Below are 26,559 nucleotides of genomic sequence, written 5' to 3' on the forward strand. Positions count from 1 at the left end.
GAAGAGGCATTGTGCATTTAACTGTTTTCTGTGACTCTTTTGAAGAGCTTTATGCTACATTGAAAATTGAGGTAGGAGAAGAAGGATAAGCTCACAAGATTGTAAAGAAAGTGGTCTTTCCTCCGATATCCGCTTGTAATCCGTTAGGGCATATGCTAAAATAACCTTTGTTGTTTGGAATACGGTGGTCCTCTACATACGATGAGGCTGACGCGCATTTGCGTCCTGAGATGTATGAACACCTGTGTGGAAGGAGGGAGTCCTAGATGAATATCGTACAAGCGATTACGCAAGAACAGCTTCGCAAGGATATTCCAAGCTTTCGTCCCGGCGATACTTTGAAAGTATATGTAAAAGTTATCGAGGGATCTCGCGAGCGTATCCAGTTGTTCGAAGGTGTTGTTATTAAGCGTCGTGGTGGCGGAATCAGTGAAACGTTTACGGTTCGTAAAATATCCTACGGTGTAGGTGTTGAGCGTACGTTCCCGATTCATACTCCGAAAATCGATAAAATCGAAGTGGCTCGCCGTGGTAAAGTGCGTCGTGCGAAGCTTTATTATCTTCGCAGTCTTCGCGGTAAAGCAGCGAGAATTAAAGAAATCCGTTAAGGAACAACCGGGGGCTTGCTTAACCTGCAAGCCCCCTTTTGCTATTTGTACCCTGTTCGATTATGCGGAATTCGCATGACGCGAACTTCGGATACGCATCCTAGGAGAAAGCGGGGCACAGTCGATGGATCAAAACGATCAAATGATGCAACCGAATGCGCCGGAAGAGCCAAAAGAGAAGATGGTACGCTCGAAGAGTGAACTGTTGGAATGGATCAAAGCGATTGCAATAGCCGTTATCCTCGTTGTTATCGTGCGATGGCTGCTGTTTGCTCCGTTTATCGTTGACGGTCCTTCCATGGAGCCGAACTTCTGGACAGGTGAGCGTCTTATTGTTAACAAGATATTGTATGAATTTAGAGAACCTAAACGCGGTGAAGTCGTCGTCTTTCATGTGCCGCAAGAAAACCGGGATTTAATTAAACGGGTTATTGGCGTTGCCGGAGATACGATAGAGTATCGCGGGGATGATCTGTTCGTCAACGGACAAAAGGTGGAGGAGCCTTACATACAAGAGGCGTTGGATCAAGCTCATAAGAACGATGAATTGTACAATGACCGTAATTTTCCGAATGATTTGATACAGCAAAATAAAGTGCCGGAAGGTCAAATCTTTGTTATGGGTGACCACCGTAGTAACAGTACGGATAGTCGTATGCTCGGATTTATTCCGTTATCCGACGTCATTGGTCGTGCGGATGTTATATTCTGGCCGATCTCACATGTAAAGCTGATTCAACATCATTAATCGAGCTCAGGCTGAAATAGGAGGTGGATAGCGATGTCAATCCAATGGTTTCCCGGTCATATGACGAAAGCTCGTCGACAAATCCAGGAAAAGTTAAAGCTGATAGATGTAGCCATCGAACTATTGGATGCGCGTCTGCCGATGTCAAGCCGCAATCCAATGATTAACGATATTTTGCACAATAAGCCGCGGCTTATTGTGATGAATAAGTCTGATCTCGCTGATCCGGATATGAATGCGCGATGGTTGAAGTTATTCCGTGGCGAAGGGCATGCTGCGATTGCCGTCGATGCGTCGACAGGCAGTAACGTATCCCAAATTCCGGTGGAAGCGCGCAAGCTGCTGGAAGAGAAGATTCAACGCCAAATTGCCAAAGGCATGAAGCCGAGACCGGTGCGGGCACTTATTGTCGGCATCCCGAATGTGGGCAAGTCGACGTTGATTAACAAGCTTGCAGGACGTAGTGTCGCTGCAACGGGAGATCGTCCCGGCGTCACGAAAGGACAGCAGTGGATTCGAGTCGGCACGGAGATGGAACTTCTGGATACACCGGGAATTTTGTGGCCGAAGTTCGAGGATCAAGAGGTCGGTTATCGCCTTGCCGCTACGGGAGCAATTCGGGAAGAAATATTGAATGTGGAAGATATCGCGTTCTACGCGCTTAAATATTTGGCATCTCAGTACTGGGATCGGCTGGCGGAGCGCTATAGCTTGGAGCAGCCTCCTGTCGATATGGACAATCCGGATGAGATCCTGAACATCATGGAGGATATCGGCCGCAAACGCGGATGCTTGATGGGTGGCGGAAGAATTGACCTGGAGAAGGCTTCGGGCATTATTTTACGCGAACTGAGAGCTGGGAAGATGGGCCGTATTACGCTGGAAGAGCCGTATTCTTTCATGGTGGAATAATGTTCTAGGGAATCGGGTAGCGCCGTACGCCATTATGGCGTACGGCGCTATTTTTTGTTGTTCCTAAGGGTTGGATGTGTGTTATGAATTAGAGTAAGGACGGGATGGCGCAAGGTATACCGGAGAGGGGATTTTGCCATGGGTAAGAAAAAGGTTGAAGACAAGTCGGCGGAGTCTGTCGATTTGACGGCATGGGAGCGCCGGTATTGGGGAGAGGGGATTAGCCATATTGCGGGCATTGACGAGGTTGGACGCGGATGTCTATTCGGTGATGTCGTCGCGTCAGCCGTCATTTTACCGGAGGGGCTGATTATTGAAGGCATTAATGATTCTAAAAAGTTGTCGGAGAAGAAACGCGACGAGTTATATGATGCGATTATTGATCAGGCTGTCGCGTGGTCAGTCGCCCGCGTCGATGCGAATACGATCGATCGAATAAATATTAAGCAGGCGGCGCGGCTAGCGATGAAACTGGCAGTGGAACAGCTCCATGTTCAACCGGAAGTGCTCCTTATCGACGCGGAGAAGGTGGATTGTCCCATCTGGCAAGAATCCATCATTAAGGGAGATGCGAACAGTCAGTCGATTGCGGCAGCGTCTATCGTTGCGAAGGTGACGCGGGATCGGCTCTGCATTAATGAGTGGGATGCGCTGTATCCAGGTTACGGCATGGCCGTACATAAAGGTTACGGTACTAAGCTGCATCGTGAACAGCTTCTCACTCTTGGGCCGACGCCGATGCACCGCCAATCGTTCTTGAGCTCTTTGTTTCCTGAGGAGGAACAATTGACGCTGTTCTAACGAGGTGTATCCTTAATCGGCGCCTCATATTCTATTCGACGTGTGCCGATATAGTAATATAGCTGTCGGAATGAACGGAGGGTGGATCATTGAATATTTCACAAATGGTGCGCGGGTTGGTCGGGGAGGCGAGACCCGGCGATAAGCGCACTCTGGAATTGAAATCAGGACAAGTCGTACGGGGAACGATCGCAAGTGTGTCCGAGAATGGACGTGATGCGGTCGTAAATATTAACGGCGTACCGGTACGTGCCATATTGGAAACTCCGATGCAGCCGGGACAGACGACGTGGATGCAGGTGCAGGGACAGCAAGCCGACGGCATGGTGATAATGAAGCCGGCAGACGGACCGACGATGTCCGCGCTTCCCTCCATCGAGGAAGCTCTCAAGGAAGCGGGGCTGCCGAATGAAACATGGGCACGACGTTTGCTGCATGATTTGCAAAAGGCAGGCATTCCGATGACTAAGGAGCTGACAACCAAGCTGGCGCAAGCATTGTCGCTAAAGCCGCCGAATGTCACGGCGGAAGAGTGGATGCAGGCGACAGGGGTAGCGATTCGGCGCCAACTGCCGTTGACTGCCGATTCGGTGCGTGGCTTGCAGCAGGCGCTGTTCGGCAAGCCGCTAACCGACCTGCTCGCGTTATTTGAGCGAGCAGGGGATGAGGCGCTGGGCACTGGCAACGCCTCATCTGTTGGCCGCTATGCGGCCGAAGCTGCGCGCGGCGCCGGATGGGCGGCACCGCTGCGGGAAGCGCAAGCGCTTGTGCGCGCGCTTCTGTCGGAGCTGCCGCGCGCGGAGGGGCTCCCTGGCACAGGGGGAGCCCCAGCGGGGGCCGCTTCGGGCGCAAGCGGCAGCCGCCACGCCCAGGCGGCCATGGGCGGCAGCGTGAACGCAAGCGCCGCCGCTGGTGCGGGCGCCAGCCTGAATGGCAGCCAAGCGGCGGCCGCAGGCAATGCAGCGTCCGCAATGGCTGGCGCGGCAGAGCAAGGCGCAAGCGGCTCAGCCCAAGCACCGCCTGCACCGCTTGCAGGCGGTGCGTGGATTGGCCGCATGCTTAGCCTGCTCGGCGTATCGCATGAGCAACAGCTGCACCGCGCCGCCATCTTGGACTTGACGCAGAGCGGCAAGGAACCGCAAGCAGCCGCTACGAATCAGGCCAATAGCGGGTCCAATTCGGCAGGCACAGCGACGGTGAGCCATGGACAAGCGGGGGCGAACGCCGCGTCGAACCAGGCACCAACAACAGCGGGCAGTGGGGCATCCGTAGCTGCAGGCCAAGCGGCTGCGACTTCAACGGCTGCCGGCAGTGTGAGCGCTAGTACGGTGCCGTTGGCTGGCGGTGCATCTTCTTCGCCGCCATTCTCCGTGACTGATGACGCGGCAGGCACAGGTGCTCGCGGTCAGCAGGCGCAAGAAGCGCTGAACGCGAATCAGCCGCAGGCGCAGCGCCTGTCCCAAGAGAGCCAAGCCGTCACTAGCCGGGCAGTTGGCGCGCATGCGGGACATGAGCCCGCTGTGGCCATGCCCCCGCATCCGGACGCTGCCCAACCGGCGGCGCCAGCGGAGTCGTTGAAGAGCACGCTGCTTCAGCTTCTCCAGAGCGACAACCTGCCGCCTGCCGTACGCGAGGCGGCGCAGCAGCTCGTGCAGCATGTCACGGGCCAGCAGCTGCTCCTCGCTTCAGACCGGCAGGCGCCGTTCTCGCACATCACCTTGTTCGTGCCGTTGTTCACACCGGACGGCAAGCAGACGGCTGCCGTCCACATCCAATCGCGGCAGAGCCGCCGCGGTGAGTTGGATGCCGACAACTGCCGCCTCTGGTTCGACTTGAACATGCGAGTCATCGGACGGACCCTCGTCGATGTCCAAGTCGTGGATAATGCGGTCGCGCTCAGTATCCATCATGCCGATGAACGGCTGGGCGAATGGATAGGCGGCTTCCGTGCCGAGCTCGAGGCAGCAATAGAAGGAATCGGCTTCCAATTGTCGGCTTTCCGCACGCTTTCTCTGCGGGAGCGCGAGACGTTGGATACGAATTCCGTGAAGGAGCTCGTCGATATAGACGATTATGCAGCAAAGCCATATAAAGGAGTAGATATGCGGATATGAGAGACCCTGGGGAATCGACTCAACAGACAGGGCCGTATCAGCGGAAAAAGGCGGTCGCGCTGTCCTATGATCCTCAGCAAAGCGATGCGCCGGTCCTCGTTGCGAAAGGTCAAGGACAACTCGCGGAACGCATCCTCGATAAGGCGCGTGAAAGCGGGGTTCCAGTGCAAGAGGACGCCTCATTGGTTGAAGTATTGTCCAAGCTGGACATCGACCAGCAAATCCCTTCGGAGCTATATCACTTGGTGGCAGAAGTACTGACATTCATGTACCGAACAGATCAACGTGCTGAGAAGGGATGGATGAAGCATGAATGAAGCTGAAGCGAACAAGCCAAGTGTGAGCAATGCATCGCTGCCGCCTTGTAAGTCTGCCGCACCATCCGCCGGCACCCCTCGCTCACACACTGGAAGCAATCGGCGGGCGAGGGGAGCGAAGGCAGAGCGCTTTGCTCAAGAACGGCTTAAAGAATTGGGGTACCGTATCATTCACACGAACTGGCGCTGTAGAACGGGAGAAATCGACATTGTCGCCCGCCATGGAGCGTATTGGGTGTTTGTTGAGGTGCGGAGCCGACAGAGCCGCCGCTTTGGAACGGCTGCAGAAGCGTTCGACAGACGCAAGCAGCAGCAAGTTCGCGCTACGGCGCAAGTTTATTTGCATCAGCACGCGAAGTCGGACGTCCTGGTGCGATTTGACGCGGTGGCGGTTACGTTCCGCGAAGATGATGACCCCGAACCGGAGATTGTCATATATGAGGCGGCATTTTAATTGACCGCCTTATGAAAGCGCGTACAACTGAGCGCTGCAAAGAAGCCCCTTGCTTTGTCACTCGTGGAAACGAGTTAAACCAAGGGGCTTCTATTCATACCTAGCTATAATGCTTCCGTATCCCATCTTCGATCCAGCGTGCGATAGCGTATGGCCTCGGCAATGTGGGCCAGCTCAATCGTTCCGCTGTTCTCCACATCTGCGATCGTGCGTGCCAGCTTAAGCAGCCGGTCATGGGCACGAATGCTTAAGCCAAGCTTGTCATAGGCTTGCTGCAGCGTCGATGCGGCTTCGGCAGTAATCGAACAATAGCGCTTCAAATAAGAACCGGACAGCTCGCTGTTGAAGCGAATCGCTAGTCCGGCATAGCGTTCTGCCTGCTTCTCATGCGCACGCATCACGTGATCATGCATGTCCGCTGAACTGAGAGAATTGCCCGTCCATTCTGCTAGCGGAGCACGGGGGACGTCGACCTGAAGGTCGATGCGATCGAGCAGCGGTCCCGAGATCTTGCCGCGGTATTGCTCTAAGCGTCTAGGGGAGCAGCGGCAGGTACCCGTTGTGGAACCGGCAAAACCGCAAGGACAAGGATTCATCGAAGCAGCCAGCATCACATGGGCTGGGAAGCGGAATACGGCGCGGGCGCGGCCAATCGTTACGCTGCGTTCCTCCAACGGCTGTCTAAGCACCTCCAGCGCTATACGTGGAAACTCGGGGAACTCGTCGAGAAAAAGTACGCCGCGATGGGCCAGGCTGATTTCCCCTGGCTTAGGAACAGAACCTCCGCCGATAAGACCAGCCGGTGATATAGAATGATGCGGAGCACGAAACGGTCTGTGCCGCAACAGTCCTTGGCTTGCCTGTGTCCACTTTCCAGAAATGCTGTAAATTTTCGATACTTCCAACGCCTCTTCATCGTTCATCGGGGGGAGGATGGTCGGAAGCCGGCGGATCAACATCGTCTTCCCTGTTCCGGGCGGCCCGCTCAGCAAAATATTGTGCATGCCTGCAGCGGCTATCGTAATCGCACGTTTCACGTGAAGTTGGCCGTGGACATCAGCGTAATCCTCAATGAACGAGGGTAACTCGTCCAAGCAGGAGTATCGGTCATCCTTCGCAGCTTCCTCCATGTGAAGACGTGGCAAATCCGCTGAAGTGCTAATCTCGCGAAGCTCCTGTAAATGCCGCATAGGGAAGATGTCGACTCCTTCGACAAGCTTCGCTTCGCCTGCATTGTCCGCGGGCACCATCACCTGCTTGAAATGTTCCCGTTTGGCTTCATCCACCAAGGACAGAACTCCTGGGATCGCTCTTGTTGATCCGTCCAATGCCAGCTCACCGATGAACACCATATTCTGAAACGGTTCACTAGGAATCTGCCCGCTCGTGCATAACAAGCCAATTGCCATGGCCATGTCAAATGACGTGCCTTCCTTGCGCAAATCGGCTGGAGCCAGATTAATGGTGATTCTCTCCAACGGGAACGTCCAGCCGCAGTTACGGATAGCCGCACGCACCCGTTCTACGGATTCGCGTACCGCTGCGTCTGGCAAGCCGACAATTGTCACTTGCGGTAAACCAGGCGAAATATCAATTTCGACACGAATGAGTCGTCCTTCCACTCCATAAATAGAAGCGCTCCATAAACTGCCGTACATAACAAATAACACCTCTCCTTCCATCATTCCAGGCTCTGTGGCCAGAATGCGAGGGAAAGGTGCTTCCTTATCTACCGTCGCAAAGAAAATCACCTCATTTTAGAGGCTGTTCAAAAAGTTTCCTTTTGATTACGAAGATCATTTGGTTCCATTTCGAAATCGAATCTTGCATTAAACCTTAAAGAGCTTATGCTTCTGAAGAAGTTTTCTTGCGAAACTTGTACTTCTAGGTGCCGAAAAGTAGTCTTTTGAACACACACTATTATAGATAAATAGAGAGAATTCGTCAATTTTTCAGCAATAAAAAGCTGGAAAAACGAGCATCGCTTCCTATTAATCTCAAAAAGAGATGATAATCATATCAAAAAAATGTACATTCTTGACGAAAATGAGAGGAAAGCGTTTTAAATTCATGATAGAATGTATTCGGATTGTATATATTTTCCGTTGTTCAAGGTGTGTCGAAGCGGAGTAAGCGCTTCCCAACCTTCACGGACGCTCCGCAAAGGCAAGAAGAGGATTTGAAGCGACTTTCGAATCGTCCTTCACGCTGTGCTTCACGTCGGAAACGGCCTATGAGGCAAAGAATCGGATAGGGGGATGCACAATGAATATTCATGAGTATCAGGGCAAAGAAGTATTGAAGCAATATGGCGTTGTTGTTCCGAACGGTAAGGTTGCTTTTACGGTAGAGGAAGCCGTCCAAGCGGCTGAGGAATTGGGAACGTCCGTTGTCGTTGTGAAGGCGCAAATTCATGCAGGCGGCCGCGGTAAGGCGGGTGGCGTTAAGATTGCCAAGAGCTTGGATGACGTGCGCTCATATGCGCAGGAATTGCTGGGTAAAGTGCTCGTGACGCATCAAACAGGTCCGGAAGGCAAAGAAATTAAACGCCTATTAATCGAACAAGGCTGCGACATCAAGAAAGAGTATTACGTCGGAGTCGTCGTTGACCGTGCAACAGGTCGCGTCGTTATGATGGCTTCTGAAGAAGGCGGAACAGAAATCGAAGAAGTGGCCGCAGCTACGCCGGAAAAGATTGTGAAGGAAGTGATCGACCCGGCAGTCGGTCTTCAGGTGTTCCAAGCGCGGAAGCTGGCATATGCAATCAATATTCCGTCCGAACTGGTCAACAAGGCGGTCAAGTTCATGCTTGCCTTGTACCAAGCCTTCGTCGACAAAGACTGCTCGATTGCAGAAATCAATCCCCTCGTCGTTACTGGTGACGGTCAAGTGATGGCGCTTGACGCGAAGCTGAACTTCGATTCGAATGCGCTGTTCCGTCACAAGGATATTCAGGCGCTGCGTGATTTAGATGAAGAGGACGAGAAGGAAATTCAAGCTTCCAAGTTCGATCTGAGCTACATCGCGCTTGACGGCAACATCGGCTGTATGGTAAATGGTGCGGGACTGGCGATGTCTACGATGGATATCATCAAATATTACGGCGGCGAACCGGCCAACTTCCTTGATGTAGGGGGCGGTGCGACGACGGAGAAAGTTACGGAAGCTTTTAAGATCATTTTGTCGGATGAAAACGTAAAAGGTATCTTCGTCAACATCTTTGGCGGCATCATGCGCTGCGACGTCATTGCGAACGGCGTAGTCGAAGCTGCTAAGCAAATCGGATTGGACCGTCCGCTTGTCGTGCGCTTGGAAGGGACGAACGTAGTTCTCGGCAAAAAGATCCTGAATGAATCCGGTTTGAATATCGTGGCAGCGGATTCAATGGCTGACGGAGCGCAGAAAATTGTCGCATTGGTTCAATAATTTCGCTGACGAGAGGATGAGTGTGCGATGAGCATCTTAATCAATAAAGATACGAAAATCATTACTCAGAACATGACTGGCGCTACAGGTATGTTCCACACAAAAGGCGGTCTGGAATACGGATCACAGATGGTAGCGGGGGCTGTTCCAGGCAAGGGCGGAACGACCGTTGATATAACGCTTGATAACGGTGAAGTGGTTACTTTGCCAGTTTATAATACCGTGCTTGAAGCAAAGAATGCGACAGATGCGACGGCAAGTGTTATTTATGTGCCGCCTGCGTTTGCGGCAGATGCCATCATGGAAGCGGTGGATGCGGATTTAGAGCTTGTTATCTGTATTACAGAAGGCATTCCGGTACTCGACATGATTAAAGTGAAGCGATATATGGAAGGCAAACGCACGGTTCTTATCGGACCGAACTGTCCTGGTGTCATTACGCCAAACGAATGCAAAATCGGCATTATGCCGGGTTACATTCATGCACCGGGCCACGTTGGGGTCGTATCCAGAAGCGGAACACTCACATATGAAGCCGTACATCAATTGACGACGCGCGGCATCGGTCAATCGACGGCAGTCGGAATCGGCGGCGATCCGGTTAAAGGTTCTGAATTTATTGATATATTGCATCTATTCAATGAAGATCCGGATACGCATGCCGTTATTATGATCGGTGAAATCGGCGGTACGGCTGAGGAAGAAGCGGCCGAGTGGGTGCAAGCGAATATGAAAAAGCCTGTAGTCGGCTTTATCGGAGGAGCAACAGCGCCTCCAGGCAAACGTATGGGCCACGCGGGAGCAATTATTTCCGGCGGTAAAGGAACTGCAGGGGAGAAGACGGCTAAGCTCGAATCTTGTGGCATCAAGGTAGCGCCGACTCCTGCGGAAATGGGCAGCACGCTCGTATCTGTGCTCGAAGAGCGCGGTTTGCTTGAGAAGTGCACCACTCACGTTCATAAGTAATAACGCAAGGTAAGCAACCTTTCGTACACCTACAGGTGTTGGAAAGGTTGCTTTTTATTTTTTTACCATTCATGTCATTAATTTCAATGGATTATATACTTGACGCTTGCAATCTGCGGGCATCTCAAGCAAAATAAGGGAAGCGGAGACGCGCTTCCCCACAAGGAAGGGAAGAATAAGATGGGCGATTGGACGGAACAACAACTATTGTTTGCTTTGCACGAAGCGCAAGGGATTGGATGGCATACGATTCATTCGCTACGCGAGAGAATAGGCATGATTGCCTTACATCATTGGCTTGACCGCTCCGTACAGCATTGGTTCGATTTGGGGTTGAAGCCTAGTATCGCCGAACGATTGGCTGCACAATTTCGCTCGGAACGATTGGAGCAAAGATTGATAGTAACAGAACAGCAAGAAATCGAATGGATCAGCATTTTGGATGACGAGTACCCATTTCTATTGAAGGAGACCGCTCAGCCTCCTTGGATTATTTACGGAAAAGGAGATTGGGACATACTATCCGAAACTTCAATCGCGATGGTCGGAACCCGGAACCCGACCGTGTATGGCAAGAAGGTAGCGGGGATGTTGGCAGAACAGTTAACGCAAGCTGGATTCATCGTAGTGAGCGGACTGGCAAAGGGGATCGACGCAGCGAGCCATGAAGGCGCTCTCAAGCAAGGTCGGACAGTAGCGGTAATGGGTACGCCATTTACCCATATTTATCCTCCTGAGCATCGAGTGCTTGCAGAGAAGATTGCCGCGAACGGCATAGTCATATCGGAATATCCGCTCGATACCCCATCGCATCCAGGCTTATTCCCGCGGCGCAACCGCATCATTGCAGGTCTGACACTTGGTACGGTCGTCGTAGAGGCAGATGACAGAAGTGGAGCGTTAATTACTGCAGATAGCGCGCTTGAAGCATCCCGGGACGTATTTGCCGTTCCCGGCCCTATAACATCCCCCAAGTCTAAGGGCACGTTTCGACTGTTGAAACAAGGTGCCAAGCCGGTCGCAAAGGCCAGTGATATCGTGGAAGAATACTCGGGCTGGTTGACAATGGTCCCTTCACCGTACAATAATGAAACGGTCGACTCTATATTGGAAGAACCACTTACGGATGAAGAGCAGCGAATGTATGAACTCATTAGTGAACAAGAAGCTTCTTTTGATGAACTTTTGCTTCGCAGTGGAGTGCCATTTGCAGAGCTGCATCATATTTTGTTATCCTTACAGTTAAAAAAGCGAATCCGAGAGGCCCAAGGGGCCGTATATTGTTCAGTATGGATGTAAAGGTGTGTTGGAGAGGAGGATGCGCCTATGGCGGATTCACTAGTCATTGTCGAATCGCCTGCGAAGGCCAAGACAATTGGTAAATATTTAGGCAGTAAATATATCGTAAAAGCGTCGATGGGGCATGTTCGCGATTTGCCAAAAAGTCAAATCGGCGTTGAAATAGAACATGACTTTGCGCCGAAGTACATTACGATAAGAGGAAAGGGCAGTGTCCTGAAAGAATTGAAGGACGCCAGCAAGAAAGTGAAAAAAGTCTATCTTGCAGCTGACCCCGATCGCGAAGGTGAAGCGATCGCATGGCATCTGGCTCATGCTCTTGATTTGGATGAGTCGGAATCATGTCGTGTCGTGTTCAATGAAATTACGAAGCAAGCGGTGAAGGATGCATTCAAAACACCGCGTCAAATTAACATGGACCTCGTTCATGCACAGCAAGCAAGACGGATTCTTGATCGGCTGGTCGGTTATAAGATTAGCCCGCTGCTATGGAAAAAAGTAAAGAAGGGCTTGTCTGCAGGACGCGTGCAGTCGGTGTCTGTCAAACTGATTATTGATCGGGAGAACGAAATCGATGCGTTCATTCCGGAAGAGTACTGGACGATTACTTCAAAGTTATGTGCCGGTAAATCGACGTTTGAAGCAAGGTTTTATGGGCTGAACGGAGAAAAGAAAGAGCTTAAGAACGAGTCTGAAGTAAACGAAGTGTTGGCTGCGATTAAAGATCAAGACTTTGTAGTTAGCGAAGTGAAGGAGAAAGAACGGCTCCGACATCCTTCTGCGCCGTTCACGACGAGCTCCTTGCAGCAGGAGGCGGCCCGCAAGCTGAACTTCCGTGCTGCAAAGACGATGTCCGTCGCTCAGCAGCTCTATGAAGGGGTAGACCTCGGTAAAGAGGGCACAGTAGGTTTGATCACGTATATGCGTACAGACTCAACCCGGGTTGCTCCTAGCGCTCAAGAAGAAGCGAGTGAGTACATTAAAGAGCAATATGGTGCAGCATTTGTACCTGAAACACCGAGACAGTACGTGAAGAAAGCTGCAAATGCGCAGGATGCGCATGAAGCAGTACGTCCAACCTCGATACTGCGTAGTCCAGAACAGATGAAGTCTTTTCTGAGCCGCGACCAATTTCGACTATACAAGTTAGTTTGGGAACGATTCGTAGCCAGTCAGATGACTTCAGCTGTTATGGATACGATGACAGTGGATATCAAAGCTGGAACGACGACGTTCCGTGCTAATGGCTCCAAGGTTCGTTTTCCTGGTTTTATGAAAGTGTATGTCGAGGGCAGCGATGATGGGGCTGTGGAAGATGACAAGTATCTGCCGCCGCTTGCTGCTGGAGACAAGATGAAGCAGGAGCAGATTGAACCGAAGCAGCATTTTACTCAACCGCCTCCGCGGTACACGGAAGCGCGTCTCGTCAAGACGCTGGAAGAATTGGGCATCGGCCGTCCGAGCACATATGCTCCGACGCTCGAAACGATCCAGAAGCGGGGCTATGTCGCCATTGAAGAGAAGAAATTCGTTCCGACCGAATTGGGAGAACTCGTCATTCAGCAAATGGAACAATTTTTTCCTGAAATATTGGATGTGGAATTTACTGCCCATATGGAGGAAGACCTTGACCACGTGGGAGAAGGACAGCAAGATTGGGTAAAGGTGCTTGCTGAGTTCTATGAGTCTTTCGAGAAGCGGTTGACCGTCGCGGAAGAAGAAATGAAAGAAATTGAAATTGAAGACGAGGTTTCGGACGAAATTTGTGAGAAATGCGGACGTCATTTTGTTTATAAAATGGGACGGTTCGGTAAGTTCCTTGCTTGTTCCGGGTTCCCGGATTGCCGCAACACTCGTCCGATTGTGAAGGATACAGGTGTAGCATGCCCGAAATGTAATGAAGGAAAGCTCGTTGAGCGCAGAAGCAAGAAAGGCCGTGTCTTCTATGGCTGTGACCGCTATCCGGATTGCGACCACGTCATGTGGGATAGACCTTCGCTTAAGCCATGTCCTGCCTGCAGCAGCTTGATGATTGAGAAGCGAAGCAAGCAAGGCACGAAGCTGCGGTGTACGCAATGCGAGCATTCGGAGATGGTGCAAGATTCTGATGATGAATAACGTAAGACGAGCATAGTGAAATGCATGTTCAAACAGGCCACTTTTTGAACTGCCTACAAATATAATGGTTGGATGTTGCATCCAGGTTAAAGCAACTGAGGGGGAAATAAATAAGATGGATAAGCCGAGGGTAACCGTCATCGGTGCCGGCTTAGCTGGTAGTGAAGCGGCATGGCAAATTGCAGAACAGGGTGTTGCGGTAACGCTGTACGAGATGCGGCCAGTGAAGCAGACACCTGCTCACCATACGGATCGCTTCGCAGAGCTGGTATGCAGCAACTCCTTGCGTGCGAATGGCCTGACCAACGCGGTCGGCGTATTAAAGGAAGAAATGCGCATGATGAACTCGCTCATTATGAAGGCAGCCGATAAGCACGCCGTTCCTGCGGGAGGCGCACTGGCTGTAGATCGGGAAGGCTTCTCCGACGAAATCACGCGTACGCTGAAGGAGCACCCGCTCGTTGATGTGCGGCACGAGGAAATGGGGGACATTCCGAGCGAAGGCATTACCGTAATTGCTACCGGGCCATTAACGTCACCATCGCTGTCGGAAAGCATCAAGGCACTGATGGGCGAAGAGTATTTTTATTTTTACGATGCCGCTGCCCCCATCATTGAGAAAGACACGATAGATATGAACAAAGTGTACTTGGCTTCACGTTACGATAAAGGCGAGGCTGCTTATTTGAACTGTCCTATGAACGAGGAGGAGTTCAACGCTTTCTATGAGGCGCTCATCACAGCGGAGACAGCCGAACTGAAGGAGTTCGAGAAAGAGGTCTATTTCGAAGGCTGCATGCCTATCGAAGTAATGATGAGCCGAGGCAGACAGACCGCTTTGTTCGGGCCGATGAAGCCTGTCGGTCTAATCGACCCGCATACGGGCAAGACACCATTTGCCGTGGTGCAGCTTCGTCAAGACAATGCTGCAGGTACACTGTATAACATGGTCGGCTTCCAGACGCATTTGAAGTGGGGCGAGCAGAAGCGTGTGTTCCAGATGATTCCGGGATTGGAGAATGCAGAATTTGTGCGATACGGAGTCATGCACCGCAACACCTTTATCAACTCACCTAAACTATTGGAACCGACATACCAATTCAAAGGGAAACCATCTCTCTTTTTTGCCGGACAAATGACCGGGGTGGAAGGGTACGTGGAATCAGCGGCATCGGGATTGATTGCCGGCCTTAATTCGGCACGCTATGCATTGCAGCGTGATGGTCTTCTCTTCCCGCAAGGAACGACCCTAGGAAGCATGGCACATTATATTACGACGGCGGATTTCAAGCATTTTCAGCCGATGAATGCGAACTTCGGACTGTTCCCGCCGCTTGAGAAGCGTATTCGCAACAAGAAAGAGAAGAATGAAGCTATCGCTCATCGTGCGCTGGATATGCTGCGCGCGTACCAAGAAGAGCAAGGCATCATGTCGAAATAACAGCTAGACGAGGTGAGGAAGCAGCGGCCGATAATGTGCACGTCTGTTTCCTTTCCATTTTCATAAGACAGGAGGTTGAAGCATATGGAATATCAATTTCATGCGACAACGATTTGTGCGGTAAGACATAACGGTCAAGCTGCGATCGCTGGCGACGGACAAGTGACGTTTGGGAATAACATGGTGATGAAGCAGCATGCGCGCAAGGTTCGCCGTTTGTTTCGCGGTCAAGTGTTGGCTGGTTTTGCGGGTTCGGTCGCCGATGCCATAACATTATTCGAAAAATTTGAAGGCAAATTAGAAGAGCATCATGGCAACCTGCAGCGGGCTGCTGTAGAGTTAGCTAAGGATTGGCGCCAGGATCGAGTGCTGCGCAAGCTAGAGGCGCTCATGATTGTGATGGACGGCAGTCATATGCTGCTTGTATCCGGCGGCGGCGAAATTATTGAACCGGATGATGACGTCATCGCGATCGGCTCTGGAGGCTCATTCGCATTGGCGGCGGCTAGGGCATTGAAGCGTCATTCTCCACAGATGACGGCGCGAGAAATGGCTGAGGCCTCATTGCATATTGCGAGTGAAATATGCGTGTACACGAACGATAATCTGGTGATTGAGGAACTATAATACCGTGAGGATGAAACGAGCGGAGGGATAACAATGAATCAACAAGCATGGACACCACGACAAATTGTCACGGAATTGGATAAGTATATCGTCGGCCAGAAAAAAGCGAAGCGTGCAGTTGCCATAGCGCTTCGCAATCGCTACCGCCGCAGCTTGCTGGACGAATCGATTCAAGACGAGATTGTGCCAAAAAATATTTTGATGATTGGGCCTACCGGAGTCGGGAAGACAGAGCTTGCCCGCCGCCTGGCAAAGCTGGTTAATGCTCCTTTCGTGAAGGTCGAGGCGACCAAATTTACCGAAGTCGGCTATGTGGGCCGAGATGTGGAATCGATGGTGCGCGATCTCGTAGAGACTGCTATCCGCATGGTGAAGCTGGAGCGAACGGAGAAAGTGAAGGATAAGGCCGAAGAAATGGCCAACGAGCGTATCGTCGATTTGCTTGTTCCATCCTCCAGCACGAACAAGAACGGGCGCAACCCGTTCGAGATGCTATTCGGCCAGAATAATCAGAATCAAACAGCAGAACAAGAAAAACAGCCGGATCCGAACATACAAGAGCAGCGCCGTAAAGTTCGTTTTGATTTGTTGTCGGGAAATTTAGAGAACGATACGATCGAAATCGATGTCGAAGAAGCGGCTCCTAACATGTTTGATTTCCTCTCTGGACAGGGTAATGAACAGATGGGGATGAATATGCAGGAGATGTTCGGCAACTTGCTGCCAAAGCGGATGAAGAAGCGCAAGCTGACCATCAAAGAGGCTCGCAAAGTGTTGACCCAGGAAGAGGCCGCCAAGCTGATCGATATGGATGATGTCATTCAAGAGTCGATTCGCCGTGCGGAGCAATCCGGGATTATTTTCATTGACGAAATCGACAAGATCGCCTCCAGCGGTCGCGGATCAGGCCCTGACGTATCCCGTGAAGGCGTACAGAGGGACATATTGCCAATAGTTGAAGGTTCCACGATAATGACTAAGTACGGGCCGATTAAAACCGACTATGTGCTGTTCATGTCCGCGGGTGCTTTCCATATCGCGAAGCCGTCCGATCTCATTCCTGAATTGCAGGGGCGCTTCCCGATTCGTGTCGAATTGAGCAGCTTGACCTTGGATGATTTCGTTTCTATCTTGACGGAGCCGCAGAACGCTATGACGAAGCAATATGTGGAACTTCTTAAGACTGAGAACTTACATGTTGAATTTACAGACGAAGCAATACGGGAAATCGCGCGGACGGCAGCTGCGGTGAACCAAAATATGGAAAATATAGGTGCGCGACGTCTCCATACAATTATGGAGAAGCTGCTTGAGGATTTATCCTTTGAAGCGCCTGAACTTACGTTGGAACAATTCCAAATCACACCAGAGTATGTACGCGAGAAATTGTCAGATATTGCTCAAAATCGAGATTTAAGTCAGTATATCCTTTAAATTTTCGTGAAAAATGTGACGAATTTCATAGAAGTTTGTCGTCGACAAATTGTTCGACAAACTATTCGAAAAATGCCCTGACTTTCAGACAGAAAGATAGGGCTTTTTTCTTATTGTGTTATAACTCAAAGTTTAAGATGATAGGTATGGCGTTAATTATCTTCTTCTGTCACATTATGAAGAACGTTAAATGTTTTTATCAGAATATGATTTTGCGAACATACAAGGCCCTTAGTCTCATGTAAAAGAAATAAATATTTTGTCGAAAAAGAAGGAGAAACGTCAGAAAAGTGGAATAGTTTTTTAGTTGCTTTAAATTTAAACTAGATCAGGAGGGGTCATCGTGAACTTATTGAATGGCGTTCATGCGCAACGGTTAGAAGGAGCCATTCAAGCTTCCGTAGCAAGGCAAGATGCGACAGCTAACAACATTGCGAATGCCGATACACCTTATTTCAAGCGTTCAGACGTTCAATTTGAATCTATTTTGCGTGATCAGATGAGCGGCGGCAGCCTTCAGGGACGTCGCACAGACGAGAGACATTTTTATATCGGTCCTGTTCAGTCGACACCGACCCCGCGGATCGTTCAAGATCAGATGACGACAATGGGGAATAACAGGAATAATGTCGACATGGATCGGGAAATGTCAGCGCAGGCGGAGAATCAGTTGAGATATTACACGTTTGTCAAGCAATTGAACCACCAGATTAATATGGTGAGAACCGCTATGGACGTTAGGAGGTAGACATAAGCCATGCAGATCAGCAATAGCTTTAAAATTAGCGCGTCCGGCTTAACCGCCCAAAGATTGCGTATGGACGTAATCTCCTCTAACATTGCCAATGCAGACACGACGCGAGCACAATTTGTAGACGGGAAGTTCGTGCCATATCGCCGCAAGGTTGTAGTGATGTCACCAACGGAATCGTCATTCAAACAAACTCTGCAGTCTGCTATGGAAGGGCAATCCGCAACCAGAGGTGTCAAAGTGACGCAAATTAAAGAAGATGCATCTGATTTTAAACTGGTATACAATCCGACCCATCCTGATTCAGATGAGAACGGCTACGTCTCTTTGCCAAATGTCGACATGGCGAAAGAGATGGTCGATATGATTGCGGCAACACGCTCTTATGAAGCGAATGTGACGGCGCTCAATGCGTCCAAGTCCATGGTCATGAAAGCATTGGAAATAGGCAAAGGATAATTGACTACTAATGCGAGTTGAACAACCTCTGCTAACAACGTAAAGAGCCGTTCATCACCATAGGAGGAGAAGAGAATGATACAGAATACGATGCTACCAATGCAAATGATAACACCTACTACATCCTCTGCAGCAGCGTCATTGACCAATAAAGCTGCTACACCTGCAGAAGTGACAAAGTCCTTTGGAAATTTTCTATCAGATGCTCTTCAGCAAGTCGATACTCAGGAACAGCAAGTACAGGCAATGAATGACCAGTTTATTCTTGGTGAAGTTGATGTCGATCAACTCATGATCGCCTCAGAGCGTGCGCTTCTAAGTTTGCAGCTGACAACGCAGGTACGCAACAAGGTTATCGAAGCGTATCAAGATATTATGCGCATGCAGATGTAACGGCGTTTTGTCTTACATAGTTTTGGTGGGGTGACGTGGAGTGAGTGAAAAAGTGAACCAATATCGAGAGCGAATCTCGCAATATTGGACTCAATTTAGTAAGAAACAAAAAATATTACTGTTTTCGACCGTTGGATTTCTGATTTTAGCTGTTATTATTTTAACTTATCAGTTTTCTAAGACTGAGTATGAACTTGCTTTCAAAGATTTGAATTCTAACGATGCGGCTGGCATTATCGAATATTTAAACGGCAACAGCATCCCGTATCAATTGAGTACCGACGGATCGCAAATTTCCGTTCCAAGCGCCTCAGCAGCGAAGGTAAAAGTGGATGTCGGAGCCCAAGGGATTGTGAAGAATGGATCGATTGGCTTCGAATCGTTCGGTGCTGACGGATTAATGGGCGGTATGACGGACAACGTATTCGATGTTCGCTACAACAATGCCCTTAACGGTGAAATTGAGCGCTTGCTTCGTCAAATGCAAGGGATACAGGACGCAAAGGCAATTGTAAACCTGCCTAAAGAAACCGTGTTTGCGACACCTGATCAAGAGCAAGCTTCCGCTTCGATTGTGATGAAGTTCAAACCAGGATATCAACCGAACCAAGCTGCCGTAGACGGTTATTTCAATCTCGTAAAGACTGCGGTTCCACATCTCGCCATTGATAATATTACTATCTCTAGCGATGAAGGCCCTATCTTTGCCTCGGATACTATCGGAGGCGGTTCGAAGAGCATCTTCGGAGAAGTAGACGAGCAGCTAAAGATACAACGTAAATTTGAAAACGACATACGCATGAAAGTGCAAGATTTCTTGAATGGATTTATTCCTTCAGACAAGATCAGCGTGCTTGTGTCGGCAAAATTGAACTTCGACAAAGTTGTCAAGCAAGAAGACCTTGTCACTCCTGTGAATACAGAAGAGATGAAGGGTATCGAGATAAGCGTTCAAGAGCTTCAGGAATCATACAGCGGCAAAGGCGCACAAGAAAGCGGAGTTGCCGGTGTTGGTGACGGAGAAGTGACAAATTATCCGTCAGCTGCTGGAAGCGGAGACGCGACATCCGAGAAATCTCAGCGCACTATTAATTACGACGTGAATCGAATTAAGAACACGATTGAAGCTAGTCCATATGCTGTTAAAGATTTAACCATTCACGCCGCGGTTGACTCCGTTGACGTGAGCGCCGAGCAAATCCAAGCGATTGAAAAAGTGCTGCGAAACATCGTTGGCGCACAATTGAAAGATTCCGGCACTACATATACAGACGTTGATCTAACGCAAAAAGTTTCTGTTATGACTCAAAATGGTGCTAAAGATGGAACAGTATCGGACAATAAGAGCATCTCCAACTGGGTATGGTATGGCGCGGGTGCGCTTGCATTACTAGCAGTTGTGGGAGGAATTACCTATGCGGTCGTACGTCGACGCAGACGCGAGGAAGAGGACTACGAGCCAGATCTGTCGCTGCCGACGCACGTAGAGCTTCCATCGATAGATTTAGAAAATGTAACAGGCGAGCATCAAGTGCGCAAACAATTGGAAGGCTTGGCAAAGAAAAAGCCGGACGAATTTGTCAAATTGCTGCGTACATGGCTAGTTGATGAATCGAGGTGAGCACAATGGTCAAAAGTAGTTACGGCTTAACGGGCAGACAGAAAGCGGCGATTTTGCTCATCACGCTCGGGCCGGAAGTGTCAGCCCAAATATTTAAACATTTGAGAGATGAAGAAATAGAGCAGCTGACTCTGGAAATAGCGAATGTGCGTAAAGTCGACGCGGCTGAAAAAGAATCCGTGATGGGCGAATTCCATCAAATTTGCTTGGCACAGGAATACATTTCGCAAGGCGGCATCGGTTACGCGAAGGAAATATTGGAGAAGGCGTTAGGGCAGCAAAAAGCGGTTGATATTATCAATCGCCTTACTGCAACGCTGCAAGTGAGACCGTTTGACTTTGCCCGTAAAGCGGATGCGTCACAAATTTTCAACTTTATTCAGAACGAAAATGTTCAAACGATTGCATTGGTGCTGTCTTACTTGCAAACGGAGCAGGCTTCGACCATTCTATCTTCCTTGTCACCGGAGAAACAAGCGGATGTCGCTAGACGGGTGGCACTGATGGACAGCACATCGCCAGAAGTCATCAATCAGGTCGAACGCGTGCTGGAGCAGAAGCTCTCCTCTACAGTGACGCAAGATTATACGAGTGCCGGCGGCATCGAGTCTGTCGTTAAGATTTTGAATGGTGTCGACCGTGGTACAGAACGGACGATTTTGGATTCTCTCGAAATTCAAGATCCGGAGCTGGCAGAAGAAATCAAGAAGAGAATGTTTGTATTCGAAGATATTGTCAATATCGACAATCGCTCAATACAGCGCATTATTCGTGACATTGATAATGCAGATCTTCAATTGGCGCTTAAAGTGGCAAGTGAAGAAGTTCGCGAAGTTATTTTCCGCAATATGTCGAAACGTATGGCGGATACCTTCAAAGAAGAAATGGAATTTATGGGTCCTGTACGGCTGCGTGATGTGGAAGAAGCACAGACCCGTATCGTGTCTACTATTCGCCGCTTAGAGGAAGCAGGCGAGATCATCATTGCGCGTGGTGGAGGAGATGATATCGTTGTCTAACGTCATCAAATCATCTCAGTATGTCCCTGTAGAACAGATGAGAATGCTGGAAGCGGTTCGTCGCCATCAGCAACAGCAGGTGGCGGATGACGTTCCCGCCCCCCAACCACTGACGGAAGAAATCGTCCTTAATCAAGATGAAGAGCTGGCCAACCTGCGCCAATCGATTTTGGATGACGCGCAGTCGTTTGCCGAAGATCATCTAAAGAGCGCTACGGAAGAAGCCGAACGCATGTTGGAAGAGGCGCGTTCTGAGATCGATGCCTGGTGGGAAGAACGGCGTGGAAGTGACGAGGCGTTAGTAGAGTCGAAGCGGGAAGCAGGCTATGCGCAAGGTTATCAAGAAGGAATGCAGCAAGCGGAGCAGGAAATTCAGCAGGCTTATGAACGCAAGCTGTCCGAGGCGCAGGCTGTATTGGAGCAAGCCTATAAGGCGAAAGAACAGATTATTCAAGAGGCGGAGCCATTTGTAGTATCGCTTAGCTGTTCGGTAGCTGAAAAGGTCATTGGGCGGCAGTTGGCATTGGAACCCGATATTGCCGTCGAAATGGTCCGCAAGACACTCTCCCGCAAACGGGAGAGCGGAACGATTACGGTATGCGTGTCGCCTCAACAATTCGCTTACGTTCATGCGGCGCGCGAAGAGTTGAGTCTGGCAGTGGATTCGCAAGCGGAACTGCAAATTATTCCGGATTCAAGTGTCCATGATAGCGGATGTGTCGTACGTTCAGCATTGGGCAGTATTGATGCACGAATCGATACGCAGCTTGCCGAAATCAAAAAGGCGTTAATGCAGGTTGCAATGCAGCATGAGGAGCGCGACGGCGATGAGTCTTGATTACAAATGGAATTCAAACAAGTACATAGATTATTTGCAGCGCATCGATCCTGTCCGCGTAAATGGCAAGGTGACGCAAGTAATCGGCTTGATGGTGGAATCCGAAGGACCGGACGCCAGCGTAGGTGAAGTCTGTCACATCTATCCAAGCAAGGGCAGTGAGCCGTTGCTGGCCGAGGTGGTTGGATTCCGGGATAACAAAGTGCTGCTTATGCCTTTGGGAGATCTGCAGTCGATCGGTCCCGGCTGCGACGTAGTCGGGACCGGAAAGCCGTTAAGTGTCTCCGTCGGTTCGGAGCTGCTCGGTAAAGTGCTGGACGGATTAGGGCAACCGTTGGACGGCTCGTTTTTGCCGACACGGATGCCGCACTATTCGACGACGAATATCCCTTCCAATCCGCTCCAGCGCCCGCGTGTTCGCGAACCTATCGGTGTCGGCGTACGAGCGATCGACGGACTATTGACGATTGGCAATGGTCAACGTGTAGGTATCTTTGCCGGCTCTGGCGTGGGAAAGAGCACGCTGCTCGGCATGATTGCCCGCAATACGGCTGCCGATGTCAACGTCATTGCTCTCATTGGTGAACGCGGCCGCGAAGTGCTTGAATTTATCGAGCGGGATTTGGGTCCGGAAGGGTTGGCTCGTTCGGTCGTCATCGTCGCTACTTCGGACCAGCCGGCTCTCGTGCGAATTAAAGGGGCGCTCATTGCTACGACCATTGCCGAGTATTTCCGGGATCGGGGCATGAATGTCATGCTCATGATGGATTCGGTCACTCGGTACGCGATGGCCATGCGCGAAGTCGGACTAGCTGTCGGTGAACCGCCTGCAACGCGGGGATATACCCCTTCCGTATTTGCGAGCTTGCCTAAGCTGTTGGAACGTTCCGGAACGGGCCCGAGCGGTTCGATTACGGCGTTCTATACCGTATTGGTGGACGGAGACGATATGAACGAACCGATTGCCGATGCAGTGCGTGGAATTTTGGACGGTCATATCGTGCTGAATCGCAATATCGCGAACAAGGGACACTTTCCGGCGATTGATGTACTATCAAGCATCAGCCGGGTCATGAAGGATATCGTTCCACAGGAGCATCAGCTTGCGGCTGAACGGCTCAAGCGACTATTAGCGGTCTACCGCGAATCGGAAGATTTAATCAATATCGGCGCCTATCAGCCGGGCAGCAATCCGGCAATTGATGAGGCCATGCAATATATCGAAGACATTCATGCCTTTACGAAGCAGCGCATTGAAGAGCGCGCTCCGTACGAAGAGACAATCGAACGACTACTACTGCAATTTTCGGGGAGTTGACTAGACGGTGCGGGCTTTTCAGTATTCGTTTCAAAAAGTTCTTGATCTAAAGACAAACGAAAAAAAGCAAGCGGAATGGATTTTGTCAGAAGCGATGGGACGCTTGCAAGCGGAAGAGAAGCAATTGCAGCATTGCCTTCTGGAAATGGAGTCAGTCAGGAAGAAAATGCAGCAAAGCATCGACGCATGTGCGCCGGCTGCGGACATACAAGCATGGCAGCAGTACATATCTCACCTGGAAGGTCAAGTTCATCTTGCTCGCAAGCGGGTCTATTCGGCTGAAATACAAGTTCGTGACAAGCAAAGCAAGCTTGCCGAACGAATGACCGATGAAAAGGTATGGACAAAGGCTCGAGAAAAAGCGGAGACAAACTTTAAACGTCAAATGGCGTTATGGGAGCAAAACGAATTGGACGAACTCGCTACCGTCCGTTATCATATGGCCGCTCGCTAGAACAACGACGGAAGACGGTTCGACCCCGCCGCTTCAGCAGGAGGGATGACGGTGTCAGAGATGAAGACAGAAGAAAAGGAAAGCAATTATTCGGGTTTTGAACGGTTTTTGTTCTTTGCGACCCCCATTTTGTTTACGATTGTGCTCATAGCTGTGCTGCTTACATTGTTTAATGCGAATTGGCGCAATCATGTGCTGTCCTTAGCTGAGCAAATTCCAATTGTGAACGAATGGATCTCCTCTGATCAAGATAAGTCCGACGATAAGAAGGATGAAAAGAAGGATGAAAAGAAGGAGAAAAAAGAGAAGAAAGACGTGGAGAAGGAACAAGCCGAACAAATTACGGAATTAAAAGCGTTATTGGCCTCGAAGGACGCGGATTTACGCAACTTGGCAGACGAGCGCAAGTCGCTTGAAGGCAAAGTGGGCGAATTGTCCAAGCAACTGCAAGAGGTGAAGCAAAAACGCCAAGAAGAAACGGCTTCATCTGAAGAGTACGATCGGCAAATTAAAGACTTAGCGAATATGTATGCGAAAATGATGCCGAGCAAAGCCGCTCCGGTATTAGAAAATTTGTCGAAAGAAGAGCTCGTTCTCGTCCTTGACGCGATGAAGCAAGAAGACCGCGTGAAAGTGCTGGAGAAGATGAATCCGAAGGTGGCTGCTGAAGCTTCCATTATGCTGAAAGACGTAAAGCCAGCTGACGATTTGAAAATTAAGGCGCTGCAGTCAAGGCTGAAAAAGAATGAGACTGCGAAGCAAGCCAGCACAGGGCTGGATCGTACGCAACTTAGCCAAACGTTTGCTAATATGACGCCTAAGAGCGGTGCCAGCATTTTGTTGGAAACGGCTAAGATCAGCCCGGATAAAGCATTGGCGGTGTTAAACGCTGTAGACGATGCAGCGCGTTCCAGACTGCTTAATGCGATGACCGATGCAGACAAGGAAGCGACGGCCAAATTGGTGTCGAAGCTGCTGCCTAGCAATTAAAAAGCATTAACGGAAGGAGGTGAAATAAATATGTCAGGAGCAATATCCAACGTGTCAGCCAGCAATGCGGCTTCGTTTCTCGGTGGTGTACAAGCCAAAGGAACCGGAGCAGGTGAGGGGAACTTCTGGGTTTCCTTGTCGCAATGTATGAATGGCACTGGAGAGCAGGCTGCTTTCGCTAATAATTCCAACGGGTTATTCGTCACGCAAGAAGGATTGGGCAATCTGCTTCAAGGGGAAACAGAACAATTAGCAGCTGCGTTGGACCAATTATTTGCCGAACCGTTGAAGTTGGCGGATGTGCAGCTGGAAGCAAACCCGGAGTTATTGGCTGCGCTGCAGCAATGGGTGCTTCAGGCACAGCAATGGCTATCCGCCCAACCATCTGTAGAAGCAAATGCAGCGGGTAATATTCAAGCGCTGACGGAGCAGCCTGAGACGATTACTCTTGCTGTCCGCGATGTTATGCAACAGCTGTCTGAGCTTATGGCCCAAGGAGAAGGTGAAGACGGACAATCCGTACAACACTTGCTGAATGGAACATTAACCGCAGCTATTGTGAGCAACGAGCATGCATCTGGTTTAACTCAACGGAAAGACCAGCCTGCATTGCAGCAAACGAATGACGAAGGCTTTGAACCGCTCGTTCAAGCTTCTATCACTAATAATGGACATGTTGGACGTTCGGCCGAGGCAGTCAAGTGGATTCAGCAGCTGTCCAACGTATTGAATCAAGCTGTGGGAAGCAACACTAGCACACCTGTGCAAGTCACGACCTTTACAGCTCATCTCAATGGCGCACAGAATAACATGCTCGGAACTGTATTGAACGCTCCGGCTGTACAGAGCAACGCATTGGCGGCCGATTCAAGCGACAGCACGGCAGACGTGGAGCTTCAGGCTCATCCTAACCAGGTCACGACAGCGGGCCAGTTAGCGCTGCGCCAAGAAGGGATTAACACTGCGAAGCAAATCCCAGTCGTGCACGCAGATCGGTTCGCCGACGAAATGGCTGGCTTCGTGGTGAAGCAGCTTCGCTTCAGCAAGCTGGGTAATGTGTCGGAAGCGAAAATATCATTGTACCCAGAGCACTTAGGTCAGGTTGATGTCCGCCTAACGATGCAAAACGGTCAATTGACGGCACGCTTCATGACGGAACACGGCATGGCCAAAGATATGCTTGAACAGCAAATGTCGCTCTTGCGCGGCGCTCTTCAAACCCAAGGCATTCAAGTAGACAAGCTTGAAGTGTCGCAGCAGCCGGCTTCTGCTCTGTCATCCTCGATGTTCCAGGAACAGAGACAGCCGAATGCCAATCGTCAGCAAACCTCTGAGCGAAGCTCGAAGCAACGCAAAGCATCGGAAATCGATGAACTGAATGAAGCGCTTGAAGCTAAAACTCAGCAAGATTTGCATGAGAACTCAACGTTTACTGCCAGCGTGTAAATGAA

25 protein-coding genes are annotated in these 26,559 nt (G+C 50.3%); 24 read left to right on the forward strand and 1 reads right to left on the reverse strand.

The window, feature by feature from the left end; all coding sequences use genetic code 11:
* Nucleotides 1–266 precede the first annotated feature (266 nt).
* The 7 genes from rplS (at nucleotide 267) to M3650_RS01165 (ending at nucleotide 5,954) form a co-directional block, all read left to right on the forward strand.
* Complete coding sequence (gene rplS / locus M3650_RS01135; protein ID WP_251571694.1) at nucleotides 267–608, forward strand: 50S ribosomal protein L19; 342 nt, start codon at nucleotides 267–269, stop codon at nucleotides 606–608.
* 124 nt (nucleotides 609–732) lie between these two features.
* Nucleotides 733–1,356 (forward strand): signal peptidase I, encoded by a 624-nt coding sequence (lepB, locus tag M3650_RS01140; RefSeq protein ID WP_019424965.1) that lies wholly within the window; start codon nucleotides 733–735, stop codon nucleotides 1,354–1,356.
* Between the two features lie 33 nt (nucleotides 1,357–1,389).
* The gene (gene ylqF / locus M3650_RS01145; RefSeq protein WP_019424966.1) at nucleotides 1,390–2,268 is read left to right on the forward strand and encodes a ribosome biogenesis GTPase YlqF; all 879 of its coding nucleotides are present in this window, start codon (nucleotides 1,390–1,392) and stop codon (nucleotides 2,266–2,268) included.
* A 138-nt stretch (nucleotides 2,269–2,406) separates the two neighbouring features.
* Nucleotides 2,407–3,069 carry a ribonuclease HII gene (locus tag M3650_RS01150; RefSeq protein WP_251571696.1) on the forward strand — a complete coding sequence of 221 codons (663 nt, stop codon included), beginning with the start codon at nucleotides 2,407–2,409 and terminating at the stop codon, nucleotides 3,067–3,069.
* Between the two features lie 89 nt (nucleotides 3,070–3,158).
* Entirely contained in the window at nucleotides 3,159–5,183 is a 2,025-nt protein-coding gene (locus tag M3650_RS01155; RefSeq protein WP_251571698.1) for a DNA ligase, read from the forward strand.
* Nucleotides 5,180–5,500 (forward strand): EscU/YscU/HrcU family type III secretion system export apparatus switch protein, encoded by a 321-nt coding sequence (locus tag M3650_RS01160; RefSeq protein WP_019424969.1) that lies wholly within the window; start codon nucleotides 5,180–5,182, stop codon nucleotides 5,498–5,500. The genes M3650_RS01155 and M3650_RS01160 overlap by 4 nt, the downstream gene beginning before the upstream one ends.
* Nucleotides 5,493–5,954 (forward strand): YraN family protein, encoded by a 462-nt coding sequence (locus M3650_RS01165; RefSeq protein ID WP_251571701.1) that lies wholly within the window; start codon nucleotides 5,493–5,495, stop codon nucleotides 5,952–5,954. The genes M3650_RS01160 and M3650_RS01165 overlap by 8 nt, the downstream gene beginning before the upstream one ends.
* A 104-nt stretch (nucleotides 5,955–6,058) precedes the next feature.
* Here the strand turns inward: M3650_RS01165 and M3650_RS01170 are convergent, their stop codons facing one another.
* The gene (locus M3650_RS01170) at nucleotides 6,059–7,612 is read right to left on the reverse strand and encodes a YifB family Mg chelatase-like AAA ATPase (RefSeq protein ID WP_251571703.1); all 1,554 of its coding nucleotides are present in this window, start codon (nucleotides 7,610–7,612) and stop codon (nucleotides 6,059–6,061) included.
* A gap of 607 nt (nucleotides 7,613–8,219) precedes the next feature.
* Here M3650_RS01170 and sucC point away from each other — a divergent pair.
* From sucC to M3650_RS01255, 17 genes are all read left to right on the forward strand, one after another.
* Complete coding sequence (gene sucC / locus M3650_RS01175) at nucleotides 8,220–9,380, forward strand: ADP-forming succinate--CoA ligase subunit beta (RefSeq protein WP_019424972.1); 1,161 nt, start codon at nucleotides 8,220–8,222, stop codon at nucleotides 9,378–9,380.
* A 27-nt stretch (nucleotides 9,381–9,407) separates the two neighbouring features.
* Nucleotides 9,408–10,346, forward strand: coding sequence for a succinate--CoA ligase subunit alpha (gene sucD / locus M3650_RS01180; protein ID WP_251571705.1), 939 nt, complete (start codon nucleotides 9,408–9,410; stop codon nucleotides 10,344–10,346).
* 99 nt (nucleotides 10,347–10,445) lie between these two features.
* Complete coding sequence (dprA, locus tag M3650_RS01185; protein ID WP_311295007.1) at nucleotides 10,446–11,645, forward strand: DNA-processing protein DprA; 1,200 nt, start codon at nucleotides 10,446–10,448, stop codon at nucleotides 11,643–11,645.
* A 27-nt stretch (nucleotides 11,646–11,672) separates the two neighbouring features.
* Nucleotides 11,673–13,763, forward strand: a complete 2,091-nt coding sequence (topA, locus tag M3650_RS01190; protein ID WP_251571707.1) for a type I DNA topoisomerase — start codon at nucleotides 11,673–11,675, stop codon at nucleotides 13,761–13,763.
* Between the two features lie 115 nt (nucleotides 13,764–13,878).
* Complete coding sequence (trmFO, locus tag M3650_RS01195; protein WP_233695440.1) at nucleotides 13,879–15,204, forward strand: FADH(2)-oxidizing methylenetetrahydrofolate--tRNA-(uracil(54)-C(5))-methyltransferase TrmFO; 1,326 nt, start codon at nucleotides 13,879–13,881, stop codon at nucleotides 15,202–15,204.
* Nucleotides 15,205–15,288: 84 nt separating this feature from the next.
* On the forward strand, nucleotides 15,289–15,831 hold the full coding sequence (gene hslV / locus M3650_RS01200; RefSeq protein ID WP_019424977.1) for an ATP-dependent protease subunit HslV: 543 nt from the start codon (nucleotides 15,289–15,291) through the stop codon (nucleotides 15,829–15,831).
* 33 nt (nucleotides 15,832–15,864) lie between these two features.
* Entirely contained in the window at nucleotides 15,865–17,265 is a 1,401-nt protein-coding gene (hslU, locus tag M3650_RS01205; protein WP_251571709.1) for an ATP-dependent protease ATPase subunit HslU, read from the forward strand.
* Between the two features lie 343 nt (nucleotides 17,266–17,608).
* Nucleotides 17,609–18,013: a flagellar basal body rod protein FlgB gene (flgB, locus tag M3650_RS01210; RefSeq protein ID WP_251571711.1), complete on the forward strand. Its 405-nt coding sequence runs from the start codon at nucleotides 17,609–17,611 to the stop codon at nucleotides 18,011–18,013.
* 9 nt (nucleotides 18,014–18,022) lie between these two features.
* Nucleotides 18,023–18,475: a flagellar basal body rod protein FlgC gene (flgC, locus tag M3650_RS01215; RefSeq protein ID WP_251571713.1), complete on the forward strand. Its 453-nt coding sequence runs from the start codon at nucleotides 18,023–18,025 to the stop codon at nucleotides 18,473–18,475.
* Between the two features lie 75 nt (nucleotides 18,476–18,550).
* Nucleotides 18,551–18,868, forward strand: a complete 318-nt coding sequence (gene fliE / locus M3650_RS01220) for a flagellar hook-basal body complex protein FliE (RefSeq protein ID WP_251571715.1) — start codon at nucleotides 18,551–18,553, stop codon at nucleotides 18,866–18,868.
* Between the two features lie 40 nt (nucleotides 18,869–18,908).
* Nucleotides 18,909–20,489: a flagellar basal-body MS-ring/collar protein FliF gene (gene fliF / locus M3650_RS01225; RefSeq protein WP_251571717.1), complete on the forward strand. Its 1,581-nt coding sequence runs from the start codon at nucleotides 18,909–18,911 to the stop codon at nucleotides 20,487–20,489.
* Nucleotides 20,490–20,494: 5 nt separating this feature from the next.
* On the forward strand, nucleotides 20,495–21,508 hold the full coding sequence (gene fliG / locus M3650_RS01230) for a flagellar motor switch protein FliG (protein ID WP_251571719.1): 1,014 nt from the start codon (nucleotides 20,495–20,497) through the stop codon (nucleotides 21,506–21,508).
* Entirely contained in the window at nucleotides 21,501–22,346 is an 846-nt protein-coding gene (locus M3650_RS01235) for a FliH/SctL family protein (protein ID WP_251571721.1), read from the forward strand. The genes fliG and M3650_RS01235 overlap by 8 nt, the downstream gene beginning before the upstream one ends.
* Nucleotides 22,336–23,664 (forward strand): flagellar protein export ATPase FliI, encoded by a 1,329-nt coding sequence (gene fliI / locus M3650_RS01240; RefSeq protein WP_251571723.1) that lies wholly within the window; start codon nucleotides 22,336–22,338, stop codon nucleotides 23,662–23,664. Before M3650_RS01235 ends, fliI begins: the two co-directional genes overlap by 11 nt.
* A 7-nt stretch (nucleotides 23,665–23,671) precedes the next feature.
* Entirely contained in the window at nucleotides 23,672–24,118 is a 447-nt protein-coding gene (gene fliJ / locus M3650_RS01245) for a flagellar export protein FliJ (protein WP_019424986.1), read from the forward strand.
* Nucleotides 24,119–24,163: 45 nt separating this feature from the next.
* The gene (locus M3650_RS01250) at nucleotides 24,164–25,108 is read left to right on the forward strand and encodes a MotE family protein (RefSeq protein ID WP_251571725.1); all 945 of its coding nucleotides are present in this window, start codon (nucleotides 24,164–24,166) and stop codon (nucleotides 25,106–25,108) included.
* A gap of 30 nt (nucleotides 25,109–25,138) precedes the next feature.
* The gene (locus tag M3650_RS01255; protein ID WP_251571727.1) at nucleotides 25,139–26,554 is read left to right on the forward strand and encodes a flagellar hook-length control protein FliK; all 1,416 of its coding nucleotides are present in this window, start codon (nucleotides 25,139–25,141) and stop codon (nucleotides 26,552–26,554) included.
* Nucleotides 26,555–26,559 lie beyond the last annotated feature (5 nt).

It is taken from the genome of Paenibacillus sp. MER TA 81-3, from assembly GCF_023713585.1.
In the GTDB taxonomy this organism is placed as follows: Bacteria; Bacillota; Bacilli; order Paenibacillales; family Paenibacillaceae; genus Paenibacillus_B; species Paenibacillus_B profundus.